The organism is Phycisphaerales bacterium (genome assembly GCA_020852515.1).
In the GTDB taxonomy this organism is placed as follows: domain Bacteria; phylum Planctomycetota; class Phycisphaerae; order Phycisphaerales; family UBA5793; genus UBA5793.
This window is the reverse complement of record JADZAS010000037.1, coordinates 108820-129625: the sequence shown is the minus strand read 5'-3', so window position 1 is coordinate 129625 and position 20806 is coordinate 108820. Positions and strand designations below refer to the sequence as shown.

Sequence of the window (20806 nt, the reverse complement as noted above, 5' to 3'; positions counted from 1 at the left end):
GCGCGCGCCACCGAGCAGACGGCCCGCCACACCAAGCGCCTCGTCGAGGCTTCTACGAAGGGACTGGCCTTCGGATGAGCACGGAAGTTCAGGAACGCGGGATCAGTCGAACGACCAGCAGCGGCCGGAGCCCGTCGACCGAGCGCCTGTACTGGGTGCGCGGCACGAGCGATGATCTCGAGGCGCTCGCCGCACTCGAAGCCGAGGTTCCGTCCTTCTACGGCGGACTGCCGCTCTATCAGGTGCGTGTCGAGGAGGCCGGACCCGATCTTTACGACGGCACGGTGACGTACCAGGTCGATTCATCGACCGATCCGCCCGACACCGGCGAGAGCACCTTCACCTTCGAGACCGGCGGCGGCAGCGAGCACATCACCCAATCCTCGGCCACGATCGCTTCGTACGCGCCGCCCGGCAAGACCGCGCCGGACTTCAAGGGCGCCATCGGCGTCACCGCCGACAGCGTCGAGGGTGTGGACATCGTCGTGCCCGTCTACCAGTTCACCGAGACGCACTATCTCGACGACAGTCTCGTGACGCCTGCTTATAAAGGTACGCTCTTCGCCCTCACCGGCCGGGTCAACGATGCCCCTTTCAAGGGCTTCAACGCGGGTGAATGCCTGTTCCTGGGCGTTTCCGGCTCCAAACGCGGCCAGGGCGACTGGGAACTGACCTTCCGCTTCGCCTCGCGTCCCAACCGCACCGGCCTGAGCATCGGCGACATCACCGGAATCGACAAAAAGGGCTGGGAGTACCTCTGGGTCCGATACGCCGAGGCCGAGGACGCGACCGCCGGCGCGCTGGTGAAGCGGCCCGTTGCGGTTTACGTCGAGCGTGTGTATGACAGCAGCGACTTCACCGGGCTGGGGATCGGAACATGAGTTCCCTGCGCAAGGTGAAATCCGGCGATCCGCTCAAGATCCCCGCCGCGGCCTACAACGCCTTCGTCGATGCCGCCGTCGATCTGCGCCAGCGCCAGCATGAGGAAACCCGCGAGCCGCAGCGTCTGCGGCGCGACAACGACGTGATTCTCGTGCTCAATTCGACCGCTTCGACCGTGAACCGCTTCGGCGTGCTGGCGATCACCGACCCGATCATCGCCCCCACCGACGCCCTCGAACTCGAACGCGTCGCGTTCACGGGGGTTGTGCCCGCGGCGGAGCACGCCGGTAAGTTCGCCATACTCCTCGAAACCGCTGCGCCCGGCGCCATCGTCCGCGCCGCGATGGGCGGCGTCGTGCCGGTCAAAGTCGGCCTGCTCCAACCCGATGACGAATTCGCGGATGTCGCGCCGGGCCAGACCGGCTACCTCAACAGCGGCGACAGCGGCGCAGCTCAGATCCTCTGGGTGGAATCCTCACTGGTTCCAGTGCGCCAGGCCATTGTCCGTCTGCCCGCCGGTGGCGCGGCCGTCTGCCTCGCCAGCGCGAGCGGCCTGGCCTTCGACGCCAGCGACTGTCTCAAGATCGACACCACCGTCAACAGCACCGTGCAACTCACGCTTGTGACGGGTGTGACGCACGCCATCGTCGGCAACGTCCTGCGCATTACGGCGCAGCGGTCGATCATCACCCTCTCGCGCAACGTGGCCGGCGTGGTCATCGGTGTCGGCGCCACGCCGACGACGGATCAGACCAGCGATGTCAACCTGGAGTCCTGTCCCTGACTCGTGGTGAGCGATCGAAGGGAGTCGAAGCATGCCCCTGATCCTCGGCCCATTCGGCAACACGCTTCTGCTCGGCCCGACCGGCCTGCCGGCAACGAGCACGCGATGCTGCTGCTGCAAAGAGGGCGTCGAGTGCCCGCACTGCCTGTGCTGCGAGTGCTGGGTCTGCGGCGACGGTATCAAGCATGCCCTTCCCACCGCCGGCTGCCACACCGCCAGCGGCAAGGCATGCCTGACCGTGACGCTCAGCGGCCTGACGTTCGTGACGAACTGCCGCACGTTCCGCAACAACAACTGCGTGGCCGCGCCGGGCACGTGGGCTTCGTACAAGTACCTCTCTGCTGCCATGCCCGATCTGGTGCTGCCGTTCAACTGGAACGACGGCGGCCACACGCCCATCCGCGACCCCGACCTCCCATGTGCCGAGATCGTGCCCGGCACGGTCTGCCGCCAGTGGCACATGTGCGTCGTGCTGCCCGACACCGGCATCGACGCCACGCAGTACGCCAACGCGAACTGCACCGGCACGAGCAACACGTTCAGCGTGCTCGTCACCAGCGCCGTGCTCGACTACCAGGTCGTCGGCACCACGCGCCGCTTCATCCTCTGGGTTACCGCTTCACCCGCCGGCACCATCCCGATCCCCATCTTCTTCGGCGCGGCGAACTTTGACGCCCGCCAGTGCGCCAACTACTCGACCTGGCCGCTGGTCATCCCCAACGGCCTGAGCAGCACCGCCTGCTTGTGTGGCGCTTCCGGTACGGCGATGCACCCGGCCGCGACGGGTGGAACGGCGACACTGACGATGGGGTGCGATACGGACTGCAGTGGGTTTGACGGTGGAGCGGGGCTTTCTCCGGTCGAGGCGTCGGGGCCGCAGATTGCGGCGCACCGGTTGGCAGACGCAGCCGCGGTCGATCGGGCTGGTGCTCGCGAAGAGCGACGACACCGGTGCGTCGGATGCAGCAAACGTCGCGCAGTGACTAACGTGTGACGTGTTCAATCGCGAGCCCCGGTGACGGTGAGCACGCAAGTCGTATTCCACTAGATCCGTGCTCTGCTTCAGGTCGAACGCACCTTTCGCACCCCCACGCCCGAATGGCACAGTCGAGCAGGTCGTCACGCGATTCCCTCCAATCCTGACATTGGTGGTTCCGATCATCCATTCGCTTGCTCTGGTCGGTTGTGAGCCACGATTCTCTCAGGCCGAACTGCATGGCTGGCTGGGTCGAATTCAAGGAGCGAGCCGGCGAGAAGATCCCCGACGAGCTGGCTGAACGCGCTCGCCACTCCGATCACCTCATCGCGCGACGGAAAGTCCTCCGAGCCATGCACCAGCCGATTGCGGATTCCGTAGCACTTGTCAAAGAACTCCGTGGGTAATAGGCCCGCGTACGTCCGGCCACGGAGCTTCTCGTCCAGGAGGACCTGTCCAGCGTTTCTGATTGAACGTGAGCGAAGATGCCGTAGCGATCCGAGCAGTCTATCCCTTTCCTTCTCTGCACATGCCGTTCCGAGTTGCCCGGAAAGATCACATTCCTTTGCCAAGGCAATGAACCGGTCCACGAGCGCAAGCACGGGTGCCGGACGTGGAATGTCATCCAAGAGCAGTTCAAATGCCGCAAAGCACAGCACGAAGTTCGCATCCCCCGAGCTCGCAAGGGCGGCCGTGTAGAGATCAAAAGCCGTCCGCTCTCGTTCAGTAAGTCGCGGTTCGGCGCGAAACGCCTGTTGAAACGTCGCGATCCACCGGTCACCCTGTACGGTGACGTACGCTGTGACCGGCCCGACGCCTGCGAACTTCGGGTTGGTTCGCGCATCAAATACCATGGGGCCGTGGATATCGTTCAGGACCGCCACACCGCCAGCCGCCTTGCTAATGAACTGAAGGCCGACCTTGGTAAACCCTCCGCCAGCAGCACGCCGCCCCAAGTCGGCGCCTAGATGCTGTCGGGCTTGCGTCCTTCGCAAGCAATCCATGATGAGCTCAGCTGCCTGTGTGGCGCGTTCGTGCGTATCCCAGCCGTCCGCTCGCAGCACTAACCAGTCGGTCCCCTTTATAGACTGCTCGTGGTCAACTGCCGACAACACGACATTTGGCATGCCATCAAGTGGAATCTCGATGCGTGAGGTATCGATTCCGATCTTGCTTCGCGCGGGGATCCTGAATCTGATACGACAAGCGAATCTTGGATGCTCTGACTCCACGATGTCCGATACGACGGCAGCCGACTCAGTGCGCCGTCTCTGTCTGAGGAATTGGGCAGCCCACCGAACTAGCCGACATCCAGTTTGCGATAATCCCATTCGGAATCCCAACTACTCAACGTGCTTTGCAACATGTGAGTCCGCGCGTTGGAGTCATGCGTTGGGTCGCCACTACCGTTCGGCAGTAGCCGTGCCCACGTTGAGCCGACCCGCGTGCACTACCTCGCCGTGTACTGCCCGCGCCCGACCCGCTTGAACAGGTCCTTGCGCTTGAGCAGCGTCAGGTTGACGACGCTCTTGAAGTCTGCGGCGTTCGACTTGTACCCAGCCTTCTTCACGGCCTCGGCCGCCTCGGAAACGCTCATGGTCTCGCCCGTGAGCAGCTTCTGGAGCGCAACACTGAGCGGCTGCAGATTGGCCGATCGCGTGCGGGCCGCGGCGGAGCGATTGACGTGGCGCCGGCCAAAGGCGTTGCTTGCTCTAGTCTCCAGCGCCGAAAGTTCGGCCTCGATCTCGGCCAGCTCCTTCTGCAACGCCTCTCGCCTGGATTCGAACTCACCTGCCATTGCCTGCCTCCGTTCGAGTTCGCGGATCAGTTCAACGGTCGGAACGCGGCTGAGGTCGGGTTTCCTGGGCATCTTGTCTCCTCCGTTCTGCGGACGACGGTATGGCACCGCACAATGCTAACTCCATGCTGCCGGTGCTTCTCGCCAGGTTCGTACCGGCGAAGCGAGCCCAAACTCAATTGCGACATGCTTCTGCGGCTCCGGCACCGCGATGCATCCAGCCGCGACGGGCGGCACGGCGACACTGACGATGGCCTGCGACACGAACTGCGACGGGGCGGAGGGCAGCGCTGCGTTGACCAGTGCCGAGCACGTCGGCCCACCCATCGCCCCACACCGCTTCGACGACGCGACTGCGTTGGATTTGGCAGATGCGAGGGAAGACCGGCGCCGCCGGTGCCGGAACTGCCGCAAGCACGCGATGGCCTGAGGCCCGGAACTTGCGATCAACATCGAGTGGGCCAATGGCCTGCCCGCCCGGGCTGTAGTCAGCGACTGGGCCAGGGCCGATGCTTCCACCAACGGGTAGGAACGGCTACACTGCGTCCCTATGGCCCGCGCCAGCCGTGCATCCTCCCGCGCTTCGTCGCCGCCCGAGGTGAAGACCATCTCGGACCTCGACCTCCAGGTGTCCAAATCCTCTCTCTACAAGCTGGCACAGAGCGGGAAGGTGCCCCGGGTCAGAAGGTCGGGAAACACTGGCGGTTTAGCCGCATCGTCACTGACAGATGGATCATCTAAGGAGAGTCACAGAAACGCCCAGCCACCCCACCATTGATGACGTGATTAGAGGCGGTCTTCCATGACGCGGCAGCGATTCCAGCACGACCTGTTCCCGATGGGCAAGTCCCAAAGAGATGCCGCATCGCCCGCCCGGCTGGAGCGATCGTGCGTGCATGGTATCGATGCCAGGATAGACGAGGCGTCCGGTTGGACCGTTGAAGTAGATGGATGTGGCTGCTTCGTCATCGCGGAGGCGCTCTTTGTCTAGCGCCGACACTCATCAAGCCAACGGCGTTGACCCCATTGGCGCGGTCGCCCACGCACTGCGCGCCCAGCAGGGTCAGGTGGAGTATCTCTGTGAGGTGCCGCTTCCGGACGGAGTGGATCTCGCCTCGCTCTTGAAGACTCTTCGTCGCCAACGTGGATGGGGGATCGGGCGAGACGCGCAGCTGGCGTTGGCCCGCGCTGCAGTCGAGGTGTGCTTTGAACACGAAGACTCTGGAGGCCTTGTGGTCCCGTTCATGCGACAGCTCGGCATTGCTGACGAGGACGCATGTAAACGTGAGTGGGCCGAACACGTTGGGCCTGCGGTGCGTGGAGCGATCGAACAATGGGCGGGATTCGCGCCGGAGTTCCGGTGGCGGTACGTCGGACCTGTCAGAGTTCACACGGGCGTGCCAAGGCTCTTGATTCCGCGGTTTGCCAGATTGGTCTTCGACATCGCGTGTGATCATGGGCTGGAGGCCGTGGCCAGCCTTCCCAGTGAGACGCTTCAGCGAGCGGTGAACACCGCATTCCAAGGCACTCGTTTCGCCTCTGAATTTCTGTCTTCTGAGGCGGGCGAGGAGCTCGTTCGCGCAGCCGGTGCCGTGCTGGCTCGTTCTGGTTGGCCGGCTCGGCGAGACGTTGCCGGTCGCCTGGCGCAGGAGCCCGGGTTCCATACCGGCTTTCTGCACAGACTCGTCCAGGAACTGAACCCGTTGCTCGATGGGGAGGGTCGCAAGCCCAAGCACGGTATTCCGAGAGGGCTCTGGCCAGTTCTCATCGTCCTCGAAGAGCAGGGGCGGATGGCGGTCAGATTCCCGGGCCTCGCAGCAAGCAGAACTTGCAAGTACACCTGGAACCAGAGCAGTAGCCACGCGGGGAGCATCAAGTCAGTCATGTACCTCGGGAAGTCGGTGCGCTACGAGAGCATGTTCACGGGCACGGTTGAGCAACGGGAAACCGAGGGCGAGTGGTCGATCCAAGCCTGGCCGAGACGCAACAGCGCGTGGGCAGTGTTCGACCTGAGAGGTGCAATTGCGGGCTCGCATGGCCAGACGACATCGCTGCCGGCGGGTGAATACCTCATTGCGGTCAGCGATTGCCTGGCGGCAACGGCGTTGCGGGCAACAGGGCTTGAGATTCGAGCTGATCTGGGCCTACTTGAGTTTGATGGGGCTGACGTTGGAGACTTTGCGCTGCTACACGTCGCATTGGTTGAAGGATGCGACGCCCTGCCGGGTGTCTCGGTGGTATCGGCTGCGTCAGTTCCACGGTTTGAGGTCGAGAGCGCACACCCACTGGACGGCTGCACTCCAGACGTCGACGTAGTCCTCTCGCCCGATGCCGCGCACATCCGTGTGGCGGGCTGGACGGCCGAGCGCTTCGCACACTTTCGCGTTACGCGGGAGGTGGAGGGACACGTCGATGACGTAACCCAGCAGCTACATCCCAGTGCGGGTTCACACCGTCTCCTGTTACCACAGCGGCCGCACGTCGGAGTCGTGCGGATCGAGGGGAGAGGACGGCGTTCGGGCTCCCTCAAGTCCGAGAGCACGCTTGTGTACGCCGTGTGGCCCGACGTCCAGCTTCTAAAGTCACCGAACGTCATGGGCGCCAACGATATCGGCACCGTCACCATCAGGACGTCTGCGGTGCTCGATGTTCTTGACCAAAGGGGGCAGTCGTTGCCTCGCGTAATTGAAGTTGCGCCACCTTCAGATGAGGCATCCTTAGTTCTGAGGATCGGTCATGACGAACTGCGGGTGACGTCGTGCCTGCCGCGGGCTCGCATGGTCGTGCCGGGCGAGCCGGGAACCCCGGTGCTCCTGGATATGTCGGCCATCGATACGCGGGATAGGGCTTCATCCAGTGGGCGGCTCGGCGATTTCACGATCGTTGCGGCGCGCCGCAAGGGCTGGAAGCTCACGCTTCGCACCGCGAACGGAACATACCCGCTTTTCGAGGTTTCTGACTTTGCGGCCGAGAAGTCTGAGATCGGGAGGTATCCGCTTCGCTGGGCACAGATACGTGATGCCGTCCGAGGGGCTCAGGCTGAGGTAGGCCTGTTCGAGCTGACCCAATACGGTCGACAGTTGCCTCTCGAAGTCGTGCTCGTAAATACCGCGGCGCTTTGGCGGCCCCGTCCAACCCTCGAAGCGCCCACAGGCACTCCGCCCGAGCTGGTCGCCGCGCTGAACGGACTCCGAGGTCTCCAGGCCGGACACCAGCCTTCCGATTCAGGACTCGCTGCACCCTTAGACTCCCTGCAGAACATCATCGACCCCTGGTTGAGAGGGGCTCGCATTGTGTATGGCATTGAACGGCATCTTGATGGTAACGCTCGACAACTGGCCACGCTCGTCCGGCGCTCTCGGGAGCGTCTCCGACCCTCCGACGCCTCCGCACTCGTTGACGAATGGCGGCGACTCGACGCCGAAGCGGTGCTCGCGCTAACCGGCGTGCGGCACGAGGTGTGGCCTACGACGTGGCGCGTCTTGCTGTCCGAGGCCGAGCAGCGGTTGATGACCGCCGCCGACTCAACGTCGACGATGCGACAACTTCGAAGAGCCGTACTGGAACGAACGCCGCCACCGTCGGACGTCCCGGATGGGCTGCTGAACGGACTCAGAAACTATCGGATCGCGTTTTCCACGGGAGGACTCGATGTGCGGCAGGTCGCAGTCCAATCCGCGCTGCACCAGCTCAGAGCAGCTTGGATGGCGGCCACGGACCTCTGGTGCGAGGTGGCTAGAGCGTTCTACTTGTTGACGATGCTCCGCAGCGGGAACATCACGCCTTTTCTGAATGAGACATCCCGCCTAGATCCGCACAGCGCTATTCCGCCTTGTCTATCCTACGTGCTGGCCAACCTGCGAGGCGGCGCGGTTGCCAGCCCGGTCATTGAGTGTTCCTGGGCCCTAGCTGACGTCAGCCCACTCGACGATGACACTGCCCTCGCCGCGCTGGCACGGTGTGACCCAAACGTCGGAATGCACGCCGGATCGTGGCTCACGTTGTGGTTGCTCTGGCGAGCGATCGCACTCGGGACGAATGGTGAGGCGTCCAATATGCTTTTGCGTGCGCGAGCCAGAATGCACGAGATACCGGGCACCATGCAGGACCGTGACAAGATCGTCAGTGAGCTCGAGCTCGGGAAGCTGGTCAAATGGGAATGAGCGAAACACATACAGACGGCCCCCCGTCAGAAAAGTCTGGCTCATCAGATTCGAAGTCTCCGCTCCAAGCGATCCTTGCGCGCGGAGAGTTGGGATCTGGTGACGCAAGGGACTTTGAAACCGCCTTGAAACACAAGAACGAGCACGCAGAACGTGCCGCGGAACTGCTCGCGGCGCGCTGGGCGGACCTGCCGAAGGATCTTCAGGTCGTCGCGCTGAGATGGAAGTGGCACGAACGCAAGCCGGAGAGCCGAGCGCGGGCCTGCTTGTACCTGGGCGCGGCGGTCGCTACATCAGACCCTGTGGGTGCCAGCGGGTTGCTCGGTGAGGCCATGAGAGTGATCGCCAGGAGGGCCGGCGGCGGAGCGCGGCCTGGCAGAGGTGGAGGCACTGCGCCCCGCACAGACCTACGTGCAACGCTCCGGAGAACTTTACTTGAACGATGGCTGCAGCCGGTCAGCACGGCCCCCCTGTTTGCGCTCCGCTATACCCATATAGCCAGGGACGCGCGGCCGGAGTTTGACTCGCTTCTGAACGAAGCGCTGAGCGGTCAGCCGCCGGCGCTCCGCGACGCCGTGACCAACTGGCTGGATGCTCAGCTTGTCACTGAGTCGTCCAGCGAGAGTCGCCATGCAGTGGAATCAGCACTCAGTCGCCTGCGATCTCTCGGACCAGCCGCGGAAGCGGTGCCTGCGTCCGTAGCCTCGAGCGCCGGCCTCGAAAAGGGCGTGGCTCCGAACGCCACAACCGTGCCCCGCGTGCTTCCAAGCGGAGTGGCGAACACCAAGGCCGAGTCGAGATCGAACCTTGCGCAGGGCAGTCCGGGCAGTCCACCGTCGCATCCAAAGGTGCTCATCGCCGACGCGCTGCGGGTCATACAGGCGGAGGTGAAGCGGTGGAGCAGCGAAGACGGCTCGGAACTCTTGAACCTGCGTCGCAGAGCGACGGATCTCGCTGACAGTCTGAAGCGGCGGACGCAGGAGAGGGATGAACTCGCAACGTCGCTCGGGATCACGAAGGAACGCTTCGAGCAACAGGAGCGTGCGCTCGCCGAGATAACCGACCAGCGTAATCGCGCGCTTCGTTCAACAGAAGCAGCTGAGTCAGAACTGTGCAAACTGAAAGAGCTCACCGCCGGCCTGGAGGCGACCACGTCGGAAGTGAAAAGTCGGAATGCGCAACTCGAACGGGATCTGGAGCGGGTCCGTGAGGACAAGCGAAAGGATGTTGAATACACGCGTGACACCGAACGGGCCGCGATGGCGCAGGAACTGACTAGGGCAGCGAGTATTCACATCGAGAACATGAAGGAACTTCTGCAATTGGAGCCATCGGAAAGGCAGCGGGCCGCCCTGAGGTCGTGTCACGAGGAGCTCATGCGGGTGCTCCGTCCTCCGACCCCTCGCTCGAATGGATAGCACATGGCATTTGGCATCGACTTCGGCACCACGAACTCCGCGGTCGTCTTCGACGAAACCACGCTGCTGCGCGGTCCGTCGAACGGACCGATCCCTACGGCTATCGCCATCAACCGAGCCTCCGGCGAGGTCGTGTGCGGGGATGTCGTCAAACAGAGGCAAGAAGAGCTCCGCGACGCCAACTACGAGGTGGTGTTGTCAGTCAAGACGCAGCTCGGCACCGACCATCGGTGGAACACCCCCAACCGCTCCTGGACACCTTTCGACATTGCTGAGGAGTTCTTCCGGCATCTAGTCAACCATGTCCAACGCCAGACCGGACGCGAGATGAGAGAGGCGGTCATTGCAATCCCGGTGGGCTTTCGGCGCGCCAAACGGCAGACTCTCCGGGACGCGGCACTCGGTGCGGGCGTGGTTATCACGGACTTTGTCTCGGAGCCCACCGCCGCATTCTTGAGGTACCGCAAGGATTTGGGGAACTGTTCGACGCTTGCCGTCTTCGATTGGGGCGGCGGCACTCTCGACGTGAGCGTGCTCTCCGTTGGGGGAGGACAGATACGGGAACTCGCGGTTGATGGCATGGCTATCGCTGGCGATGCCATTGACAACCACATCGCGGAATGGGCTCACAGGCAGTTGACCCTGGAGATGACGGACGCACCAGCATTCAAGCATGTCAGCCCGCGTGACAAGGACCGGCTGCGATTCCGCTGTGAAGCGGCCAAGCAGACGCTGTCTCGCGAGATCGAGTCCACGATCACCGTGCCGGGGTATCTTGGCGAGGGCGCGCCGTCAGTACGGATCGAGCGTCCGCTGCTTGCAGAACTTGTGCACCCCATAGTGGAATCGGCAGTTGAGGTGCTGCGGCGGGCGCTGACCTCGGCGAACGTTGGAACGCGGGTGATTGACCAGATCGTGCTTGTCGGTGGCAGCAGTCAACTGGTGTCTGTTCGTGATCGGCTCGAGGATCTGTTTCCCGGCAGGGTGTTCCACGGACGCGAACCGGAGTGGGCGGTCGCACAAGGCGCATCCGCTCTGGCCAACAACCCCGGGCGGTTCAAGGTGCTGGATCGGCTGGAACTGCGGCTCGCCGACAATTCGGCGCTCCCGCTCGTCGATCCAGGAGATCCCTTTGGTGGGCTGCCCGAACATCACGTACTCGGCATAGTTGAGGACGCACGTAGTGCGGAGCTCGTGTTCTGCCGAAGCCGGGATCTTGAGAGCTCAACGCACGGTGCGACCGACACTGAGAACATCGGATACGTCTCTGTCCCCATGCAAGGATTCGACCGTGAAAGGCTGGACCTCTCGACCATGCTCACGCGGGACCTCACCTTTCATGCGCGGGCGCAAAGCCAATCAGGCAATGAAGCGGATGTCCGGGAGTTCGAGTACGAGAAACTGCGCTTCACATACGACATTGGAGCCTGAACAGCGATGACCACACCCCGATCCAATGTCATGCCGGTGTCCAATGTTGTGCCGCGGAACGCTCACCTTGGGCGGGTTGGCGACACGGAGTTTGTCCGTCACGTCCGAGGCGGACCTGCGATACGACGTCTGGTCACCGACATCCTCGGAAGGTCCATGTCACCGCCGACGGCGGTCGAGGAGCAGCACATTCTGACTGTGCTTCGTCCCGAGCAATACGCGCAGCGTCACGAAACCCTGCGGTGCCGGACGTGCCAGCGGGTGGTATTCGGTCCGGTGAGGGTGGCCGACGGAAGCGTCAACTGGAAGTGGTTGTTCGGCAGCGAGTGCCGATGCGGCAGCGGAGCGTAGTCCCATGTCAACTGTGAGCGTCGTAAATCCGTTCCGCGTGGCCGGCGCCATGAGGGATCAGTACCTTGACTACATGGTTGAGGCGCTGCCGATCCATCACACTCAAGGGCGCCTGCGTGCGCAATTTCGCGAGCAGCTCGCGGTGCCGGACGCGTTTGTCCGAGAGCCGCTGATTTCGGCCATTCCGAGCTATCGAACGGCGGAAACGCCGCGTCAGCTCTTCGATCGGTCAGACGCGCCCAGACTCTCCAGCCGCATGGCACGGCTCAACCCGCAGGTCTTTCACGCGGACAGGCCTCTATACAGGCACCAGTTGGCCGCAATCAAAGCCATGCAGAGCGGACGCAACGTCGTTGTTGCCACGGGAACCGGTAGCGGAAAGACCGAGTGCTTCCTTCTACCGCTACTTGACGAGGCAATCCGATCGGGCGAACCCTCCGGAGTACGGGCGATTCTTGTGTACCCGATGAACGCACTCGCGAATGATCAGCTGGATCGGATGCAGAGCCTCATCGCGGACTCGGGCGTGACGTTTGGCCGCTACACGAGCCAGACTCCAGACGAGGTAGAAGCCAGAGACGGGCCACCGGTGTGCCCGAGCGAGAGACGGTCCCGCGAGGACATTCGGAGCGAACCTCCTCAACTGCTCCTGACCAACTTTGCGATGCTTGAGTACCTGTTGCTGCGTCCGGACGACCAGAGAATTTTTCGTCACGGCAAAGTGCGACACGTGGTCCTGGATGAGGCTCACAGCTACACAGGAGCTCAGGGCATCGATATTAGCCTGCTGATGCGCAAGCTGAAGCGACGGTTTGGCAGTTCCCTCAAGTTCATTCTCACCAGCGCCACCCTAGGAGATGACAGTCCAGACGCCTCCCAGAGGATCGCTGAGTTTGCGACCCGGCTGACGGGATCTGAATTCGACGCTGGCGATGTCATTCGTGGCGTGAGGCAGGACGATTTCGAAGTGGCATCCTCCGTGGCTCTTCCAGCGTCGGTCCACACGAATCTCGAATCTGTGGCGGCTGATGACGCTATCGCCACGGCGCTGAGCGCCACCGCTGCGATGCGAGGAATGCTCAAACAGTGCGGGTTTCAGGTCCAAGTCGGCGAAGGACCGCGGTCAACGCTCTTTCGTACTCTGAATCCCCTCACGGTCGTTCGACGGGCGCGTGAGCTGATCATCGCGAGTCCGAGATCGATCTCAGAATTGCATGGCGCACTGTCGGGTGAGGGGCTGGTCGTATCCCCTCAGTGCCTGGAACGGCTGGTCGTTCTGGCCACGAACGCCCGCACGACGGAAGTGGACGGCGTGCCGCTGCTATCGGCACGGGTGCACCAGTTCTTCCGTGGCGTAGCGGGCGCGTCTGTCTACCTATCGGGCGAACAAGGGACCGGCGGACCAGATGGAGTGCTCGAACAACTCGTGCTCGAAGACCGGCGCACTGCCGATGAAAGGGGGCGACATCCCGTACCACTCTCGGTGTGTCATTCCTGCGGGTTCCCGTTCGTGGTGGTCCGTGAGGATGGAGATCGCTGGGCGTACCCAACGATGAACGATGGTGAGAACCGCCTCGCGCTGACCTGGGTGAGCCCAGAGTTCATGGTCGAGCGGGAACCCGATGACCAGGCGGAGGCCTCGGAAGAGGTCGGCGATGATGTCCCTTCTCTGTGGCTGGATACCGAGTCGCGGGGTCTGCTTCGTAGCCGCCCAACCTCACCGGCCGACACGCTCGTTCAGATGTACGTGGTCCCGAGTGCCAATGAGCAGGGTGACATTCAGAAGTGCCCCTGCTGCGGGGCGGGGCGGGGCGCATTCCCCTCGGCTGCTCGATCATTCATTACCGGCGATGACGCTCCGACGGCTGTACTCGCAGAAGAGTTGCTGAGGCAGATGCCGGTCCAGAATGGGTCGAAGCCCGCTGGTGGTCGGCGCTTGCTGGCGTTCTCGGATAGCCGCCAGCGCGCAGCCTTCTTCGCCCCTTATCTGAGTCGAACCGTTGCGGAGGCGTCATTCGTGGAGCCAGTGCTGACGGCGATCTCCCACGCGGACGCCAAGGGCGAGGTCCGCAGCATTCCGGAGTTGGCGGAGGCTGCGGCCAGACACGCCAAGGCGAGACGCTGGGTGATCTTGCGCACGACCGATGACGATGGCTACGACTGCTACGAGGTGGCAGAATCCGCAACGCTACGTGGCGCAGATGAGCGCAAACTCATGCGTGAGTGCGCCCTCGTCCTGTATCAGCACTTGACGTCGACGCCACTTCAGCGGACGCGCTTGCCTCGCCTCATGCTCGCCGCGCCGCACATGGAGCTTCGGTCGGCCGATCTTGACGCCCTGCGAAGCGGCGTGCCAGCACTGTTCGGCGATGAATGCGCCGGCAGCGATGCGATCCAGCGCGTGTGCGCGTTTCTGATGCGCCGGTACGCGATTACCTTCTCGCCGAGCGAGATTCAGGCACGCGACCTGCTGCCGGGACGCAAAGGACCTCTACAGGTCGCGGTTCACAAAGATCCCGCGGGATTGAGCCGCGATGGCATGCGGCCCTTGCGATGGAACCCCTACCGGGCCCCCTCCCGTCATCGAGGGACATCCATAAAGCGGAGCCACCTGCGAGATGTGCTTGAGAAGGCGTTGAACCTGTATGGACCGGTGTCCGAAGCGTTGATGGACGAGACGTTCGAAGCGTTGTGGGACGTGCTGACAGCCGAGGGAGGCGCGATACTACATGGGCTCGGCACCGGCCTATTTCAGGTTCCCGCCGACGCGATTCTGGCAAGCGGCAGGGGACCGTGGTACCGCTGTCACTCTTGCGATGCTCGCACCGTGCACGCCATGGGTGGGCAATGCGAGGTCTTTGAGTGCAAGGGTCGACTTGTGGAGGTCGCCACAGCGCAGGAAGGAGCGCCCACTCGTCATCTCATCCGCCGGTACAAGGCCGAACCGCTGCCCTTGCGTGTGCGCGAACATACGGCGCAACTCAGCCTGGAGCATGGTCGAGAATACCAAGACGAGTTCAAGACTGGTGCGTCCAATGTGCTGAGCTGTTCGACGACCTTTGAAATGGGTGTGGACATTGGCGACCTGGACTCAGTGCTGCTTCGCAACGTGCCGCCATCGACGTCGAACTATCTGCAGCGCGCCGGGCGAGCCGGAAGGCGGAACCAGTCACTGGCGCATGCGGTGACATTTGCTCGGTCTGTGCCGCACGATCTCCACCACTTCTTTCGGCCACTGGATATGGTCGCCGGTCGGGTACCGGTGCCGACCGTCCATACGCAGAATCGCGTGTTGACCCAGCGGCACGTGAACAGCCTGCTTCTTGGACGGTTTCTGCTGTGGTTGCTGGAATCTGGAGAAATGCAGAAGTTCGACAAACAGCCACGGTCGCTGGGGCAGATTCGAGCGGGTGACACCGACAAACATCTGGGCTTCTTCCCAAAGACCGTCGATGGTCCCGCTCGTCCGGCGGACCTCTTCTCTCCGTGGTGCCATGATCACGCCCACGAGCTCACTGCCGAGGTCGGGGCGTTCATGCCCAACATCCCGGGGCTCACTGCGACTGATGCGATCGCGCAAGCAAGCGACAGCCTGTTCGCTCGCGATTCGAATGCGGCGGATCGCACCGCGTGGCATAAGGGGCTTCGAGCCCATCTGCGTGCCTACGAGCTTCAGCTGAATGAACTCCGGGAAGAAGCCGACAAGGCATGGAAGGAGGGTGATCGCAAGCGAGCGACGGCTCTCGCGTCCGCCTCGGAACGCGTGGAACGACTGGCCTCAGACGTGTGCGATAGGAGCGTGATCGACTTTCTCGCTGGCGAGCATTGGCTGCCGAACTATGCGTTTCCACAGGATGTTGTGCAACTGACCGTACGGGCCGGTGACTTCCGGAGCAAGATGCGATTGGAGCGGTCGCGGGATCAGGGCATTTCTGAGTATGCGCCCGGTGCGGAGGTGATCGCAGATGGATTCTCGCTGACGAGCGTGGGAATTGATCTCGAAAGGCGTGAGCCGCGGCTCGAGACTGTTAGGTTTCTTCCCGGTCATCGCATCTCGATTGCGCTCGCGCAAGAAGGGCAGGCCACGGCGGGCCCTCAGGCTTTCCACTTCATACAGCCGCTGGGATTCACGACGAGCGCCTCCGAGAGGCCGGCGCCGCCAAATCTATTCCGGCGACGGCCGCCACCAAGTACGGAAGTCTTCCTAGCCGAGGGGGCTGACGAAAGCGCATTTGTGCCATGCGCTGGCCTGCGAGGTGTGCGGTCCGCTCTGGGAGCAGAGTCTCGCTTGTTCCGTGCCAACCTCGGAAAGCAGAAGCGAGGCTTCCATGTCTGTCTGCGCTGTGGGGCGCAGCGGACTGTCGGCGGGCGGGGTCCTCATGAGTCTCCCTGGGGTGGAAGATGCACCGGCATGTTCCGTCCATTGGCCCTGGCGCACGACTTCTCGACATCGGTGCTCCAGGTGCAGTTCAGTGGCGGGAGTATTTCTGAAGTAGGGGACCTGGCCTTCTGGCACACGCTCGCGGCGGCTATTGCCAACGCGGCGTGCGACCTCCTGGAGATTTCCAGAAATGACCTGGTATGCGGTTTCCGGGCGAGTTCGGAGTCCGGCAATGAAGGAGAGTTGTACCTCTACGATCGAATACCGGGCGGAGCCGGGTACGCAGAGCGCATTCAGGAGCGATTGTCCGAGGTGATCACCAAGGCCATGCGCCAGCTCGAACGATGCGAGAATCCGCAGTGCGATCCCAATGGAAGCTGCTATGGATGTCTACGCAACTACTCCAATCAGTTCCATTGGGACCACCTGCAGCGGTCCGTGCCCCTGGCTTGGTTGCGGGGTCTGACTGGCGCGGGCGGACACGGAGCGGCGCTGTCCCGCGCGCGATAACGCAGAGCCTGAAATTCCAACGTGCCCCGTCAAATGACGCCCAAATCGCCACATACACTTGCCGGCGATGCCTTGGAGAGACCCGCTCGGCCGTCCAATCATGGCGAATTCGGGCGTGAGCGACGGAGCCCCGTTCGATCCGGGCTATCCCACCCTCTATTGAAGGGCCGGTTGCAAACGCAGCCGGCCCTGTGGTTTGCTGGAGACGCAGCCTAGAGACCTCGGCTGCGCTGGCGTTTGCAGGCCACTGTTCTGCAAGGACTTGGCGAAGGGGCCGATGTGCGGCCTTGTCTCCGCTCGCTGCGAGGTCATACCCGTCGTCTCACCCGCTGCGGGCGATTTCACAACGGTTCGTGCGACGTCTGGCGGTCATGGCACGCCACGGGCAGGCTCCCATCGATATGGCGACCCACCGGCCATGCTCGGATGACATATGCTTCAGGCGATGTCACGACACCCGCTGCTGCCGACCGTCACTGTCGATCGCTTTCACCGCGCACGCCGGGATGGATGCCCGTGATTCAGCACGAGATTGAAACCATCCTGGAGGCGGACAGATTCAGCATGCCCGCGCTGGTCCGCAAGGTGTGGCCTCTCGTCGAGGCACACCCCGAGATCGCAGCGCTTATGCCGCCCTTGAAGCAGAAGCTTCAGGGACACTATCCGAAGCTGGCCAGCGCGATCCTGCGCCACGTGTTCCTGATCGAGTTGGTAAAGGTCCCTGCGATTGAGACCACCAAGTTCCGTTCTCGTTGGTACGAACAGCTCACTGGTGATCCGCGTCAATGCACGTTCGAGGAGTGCGTCACCATCGCGCGTGATCTGCTGGCGGATCTCGGGGCTGGCTGGCTCGATTTGCCCGAGAACGGCGAGCTCATGCGGCTCTGCATTGACCGTTCACTGCTGCCTTACGAGGTACCGCTCGACTATCAGGATCGTCCAACGGACGGTACTCGCATTCACCGCCGGGGCAACCTGAAGTGGGTGTCAACCTCAACGATGCTGCGCACGATGAAGCTCAGGAAGTACCTGACGGACCCGGCGACCAGTCCGGACGCTCCGTTCTTCCGCAAGGTACTGGAGGACAAGATCAAGGTCAAGACCTACCTGACGGATCGTGTGTTGACTGGTGACCACAAGACGAATCGGGAAAAGAGGTGGGAGGTTCATCCTCGTTCTGTCCACTTTGCTGCCAGAAAGACGTGTATGGCCATAGAATACACGTTGGTCCAGCAGTTGTGCATGTTTGACGGGTTCCCGCAACGGTCTCGCGAAATGCTACAAGCTCAGGGTGTGCTGGCACCGGACCTCGCTCCGTTCCGGTGTCCGATCACGCTCGACCCCATGTCGTTTGCAGAGTTCCACGACAAGCTTATGAACCCGTCTCATGGCAAGTCCGACTTTCAGGTCGGTCATCTGAACCCCCTTAAGCTCGACGATCCGAATGCGACCGCGTCTGGCCACTCACCGGAAAACATTAGCTGGGTGTCAGCGGATGGGAATCGCATCCAAGGCAGCCTGGGGCTCGCCGAGGTTCGCAATTTACTCCGGCGGGTTGCGACCAACTACGAGGCACGAGGCTGGGCCTGATTACCCGGCGCCGGCCACCGCGAGTCGAGCATCGCGGGCAAGTTCCCGTGCTTCAACACGCTTTCGTGACGCGGTCTTGACCATCTCGGTCACGCTTTCCCGCGTCTTCGCGTCTTTGGGTATCGGCAGAACCAGCTCGTGAATCCGGTCACCGAGACTGTCGATGATGTCCTGGGTGAACTGCTTTGAACGGATCTGGCGCTGAACGACGGGGGAGCTCAGGATGGCCAGCAACAAAAAGGGGTCGACGAGGCCTTCATTATCGTTCACCCGGATCTTGTAAATATGGCTCTGGTAGATCAACTCTCGATCATTCGGCGTCACGATGGCGCAGGTGCCGACCAGGTAGGTGCCATCCTTCACCATAAGTAGGTCATAGGCCCGGACATCCTGTTTGCTCCTAATCCGCTCAAACGTCCTCCGATCCACTCCGTGCTTGGGATCGGCCTTGATCTCCCAATTGCTGATATCCGATGTGCGGATAAACGGAATGTCGCCCGTGCCATAAGCGAGTTTGCCAAGTTCGTCGCCGGTGGCAATGGACAGTACCCCGCGTTTGACGAGATCGCCAAATCGCACTAGATCGTGCGTGCGTTCTAAGGAAGCCAGTTCGATGACGATCTGTGGGTCGTAGTACCGCGGACACAGCACATTGTCCACGATGTTCTCCCTGTCAACCAGGAAGCCGAGCGTGGATGCAGGAAGATTCCTCTTCGCCCGGTACGCCTTCAGGTTGGCCGCGATTTTCGGCAGATCATTATGTGGAATGACGCGGGCGCGCGAGTCGTGCCCACACCACTTCGCCTCAGCCATGAAGATCGAAGGCTTCCGCTTCACCCGCTCCGTCCGCTTGGTGGCGACGAGCAAGCACGTTTTTGTATGGGTACCCCCCTTGCCAGACGTCTTGAACAGAGCGTCCGGCATGCCAATCACCGCTTCGACCTCTGCGGCATCCGACAGAAACTCCATGACATGGCGATAGGACTTGTTTGACAGGATGCTCTCAGGCAACACCATGCCGAGCCGGCCGCCTTCCTTGAGCAGTGACAGGCTTCGTTCCAAGAATAGCACCTGCGGCGGTACCTGCGACTGAAGCTCGCCCGTCGGTACCCACCGGTTCGTCTCCGGATCACGTCGCCATTTGCGAGCCAAACTGAAGGTCCGAAGGACGTCAGGTCGGGCGGCAACGATGCGGACTCCGAATGGCGGATTCGTCAGCAGCACATCGAATCCCTCAGCGGGAAGTTCGCTCCGAAAATGTGCGCTTCCATTCTGCAGCGAGACGCTGTCCGCGCAATGAATCCTCGGGTGTCCCGTGGTTAGCAGAGCGACATGGAGCCTCGCCAACTTCGTGAGGTACTCGTCCTTATCGATGCCGTACAAGTGGTTGGAGACCAAGGCTCCCAGCTCGCTCGGCTTCACGCCCTTGTCGAGAAAATGGCGCGCCGCTGAAGTGAGAAACCCGCCGGCGCCGCATGCGGGATCGATGATGGTTTCGCCTGGCTTGGGATCTACCGCTTCCACCAGCAGGTCAGTCACGGGCCGTGGAGTGAAGAACTGGCCGGCGCGACCCCTCGATTCGCTACCGACGAACACCTCGAAAGCATCGCCGATCGGATCAGTCGACGCGTCGACCAACGAGAACGCGCACTGTCGCATCACTTCAGCAATGGCATCAGGCGCCAGCAGGATCTCAGTGTCCTTAGTATACAGGTCGGGGAAGTCCTTCCGAACCTTGGCGAAGATCCCGCGAACTTGCTTCGCGAGCGTGAACGGTTCGAGGTCCGCCAGCAGTTCGCCCGTCCGCCCCATCTCCGCATAGAGCTTGCAGAACAGACATTTGAGCAGTTCTTCCAACAGCGAGTCATCGCGCGTGGCGCCAACATGCTGCCCCGCGAGATAGTTCCGCAGATCCCGGAACGCTTCCTTGGGGGTCTTCAGTTCGGGAATTAGCAGGGCGGAGTCGCCGTTCAGGTGGTTTCGCTTCGCCATCGTGCCTCCAACATCATCTGCAACACAGTGTATCGTCGAACACTTCCTGTGGAGTATAGCCGGAAGACGGCATCCGTTTGGGTTTCTATCGAAGGGAGCCCTATGCCGCTCCAACGCCGGCCGCCATGGGTCTCCAGGCTCTCCACAACGCTCGCGCGCGGTTAACCCGCCCGCGCCGAGTTCGGACGTGGTGTCCGGTTTGCAGCGCGCGAGCGCGAGGCGCAGCCGCTGATCCCCGCAGAGGAGGCGGCTGGCGAACGGCGGTCGCCGCCTTCCGAGCGGCGCGGCCACTTCCGGTGACTCTCCGCCACCCGCGTTTTTTGCCGCGCCAATGCGGCTCGACCCGCTTGGTTAACGCCGCGCGAGCGCTATCATGCCCGGTTCCCGATTAGCCAACGGTTCGAAACCGTTCGGATCGGGGAGTTCACGACGCCGCCGCGAGTTTTCGGCGGCGTTCTTGTTGACAGATCGGGCTCAGCGGCCACCTGCCGCACAGGTCGCGCAAAGTGGCGTGATTCCAAAGACTTGCG

The 20806-nt window shown here is 62.4% G+C and carries 11 protein-coding genes; 8 read left to right on the top strand and 3 right to left on the bottom strand.

Going from position 1 to position 20806, the window contains the following annotated elements; all coding sequences use genetic code 11:
• Positions 1–74: 74 nt before the first annotated feature.
• Genes IT430_20545 through IT430_20535 form a run of 3 tightly spaced genes read left to right on the top strand, consistent with a single transcriptional unit; the run spans position 75 to position 2660 of the window.
• A complete protein-coding gene (locus IT430_20545; protein ID MCC6910331.1) occupies positions 75–881 on the top strand; it encodes a hypothetical protein in 807 nt (268 codons plus the stop codon).
• Positions 878–1666 (top strand): hypothetical protein, encoded by a 789-nt coding sequence (locus IT430_20540; GenBank protein ID MCC6910330.1) that lies wholly within the window; start codon positions 878–880, stop codon positions 1664–1666. The genes IT430_20545 and IT430_20540 overlap by 4 nt, the downstream gene beginning before the upstream one ends.
• A gap of 31 nt (positions 1667–1697) precedes the next feature.
• A complete protein-coding gene (locus IT430_20535; GenBank protein MCC6910329.1) occupies positions 1698–2660 on the top strand; it encodes a hypothetical protein in 963 nt (320 codons plus the stop codon).
• A gap of 164 nt (positions 2661–2824) precedes the next feature.
• On the opposite strand, the gene IT430_20530 is transcribed toward IT430_20535, so the two are convergent.
• Both IT430_20530 and IT430_20525 read right to left on the bottom strand, forming a co-directional pair.
• Positions 2825–3526 carry a hypothetical protein gene (locus IT430_20530; GenBank protein MCC6910328.1) on the bottom strand — a complete coding sequence of 234 codons (702 nt, stop codon included), beginning with the start codon at positions 3524–3526 and terminating at the stop codon, positions 2825–2827.
• A gap of 566 nt (positions 3527–4092) precedes the next feature.
• Positions 4093–4512: a hypothetical protein gene (locus tag IT430_20525; GenBank protein MCC6910327.1), complete on the bottom strand. Its 420-nt coding sequence runs from the start codon at positions 4510–4512 to the stop codon at positions 4093–4095.
• Between the two features lie 911 nt (positions 4513–5423).
• On the opposite strand from IT430_20525, the gene IT430_20520 reads away from it, so the two are divergent.
• From IT430_20520 to IT430_20500, 5 genes are all read left to right on the top strand, one after another.
• Positions 5424–8603 carry a hypothetical protein gene (locus tag IT430_20520; protein ID MCC6910326.1) on the top strand — a complete coding sequence of 1060 codons (3180 nt, stop codon included), beginning with the start codon at positions 5424–5426 and terminating at the stop codon, positions 8601–8603.
• A gap of 125 nt (positions 8604–8728) precedes the next feature.
• Positions 8729–10021 (top strand): hypothetical protein, encoded by a 1293-nt coding sequence (locus IT430_20515; protein MCC6910325.1) that lies wholly within the window; start codon positions 8729–8731, stop codon positions 10019–10021.
• A gap of 3 nt (positions 10022–10024) precedes the next feature.
• The gene (locus IT430_20510) at positions 10025–11452 is read left to right on the top strand and encodes an Hsp70 family protein (GenBank protein MCC6910324.1); all 1428 of its coding nucleotides are present in this window, start codon (positions 10025–10027) and stop codon (positions 11450–11452) included.
• Positions 11453–11807: 355 nt separating this feature from the next.
• A complete protein-coding gene (locus IT430_20505; protein ID MCC6910323.1) occupies positions 11808–16694 on the top strand; it encodes a DEAD/DEAH box helicase in 4887 nt (1628 codons plus the stop codon).
• A 516-nt stretch (positions 16695–17210) separates the two neighbouring features.
• Positions 17211–18284, top strand: a complete 1074-nt coding sequence (locus IT430_20500) for a hypothetical protein (protein MCC6910322.1) — start codon at positions 17211–17213, stop codon at positions 18282–18284.
• Here the strand turns inward: IT430_20500 and IT430_20495 are convergent, their stop codons facing one another.
• Positions 18285–20276 carry an N-6 DNA methylase gene (locus tag IT430_20495; protein MCC6910321.1) on the bottom strand — a complete coding sequence of 664 codons (1992 nt, stop codon included), beginning with the start codon at positions 20274–20276 and terminating at the stop codon, positions 18285–18287.
• Positions 20277–20806 lie beyond the last annotated feature (530 nt).

Excerpts from the sequence above, each read along its gene's own strand:
- IT430_20545 (MCC6910331.1), top strand. The coding sequence starts at position 75 with ATGAGCACGGAAGTTCAGGAACGCGGGATCAGTCGAACGACCAGCAGC.
- IT430_20540 (MCC6910330.1), top strand. The coding sequence starts at position 878 with ATGAGTTCCCTGCGCAAGGTGAAATCCGGCGATCCGCTCAAGATCCCC.
- IT430_20535 (MCC6910329.1), top strand. The coding sequence starts at position 1,698 with ATGCCCCTGATCCTCGGCCCATTCGGCAACACGCTTCTGCTCGGCCCG.
- IT430_20525 (MCC6910327.1), bottom strand. The coding sequence starts at position 4,512 with ATGCCCAGGAAACCCGACCTCAGCCGCGTTCCGACCGTTGAACTGATC.
- IT430_20510 (MCC6910324.1), top strand. The coding sequence starts at position 10,025 with ATGGCATTTGGCATCGACTTCGGCACCACGAACTCCGCGGTCGTCTTC.
- IT430_20505 (MCC6910323.1), top strand. The coding sequence starts at position 11,808 with ATGTCAACTGTGAGCGTCGTAAATCCGTTCCGCGTGGCCGGCGCCATG.
- IT430_20495 (MCC6910321.1), bottom strand. The coding sequence starts at position 20,276 with ATGGCGAAGCGAAACCACCTGAACGGCGACTCCGCCCTGCTAATTCCC.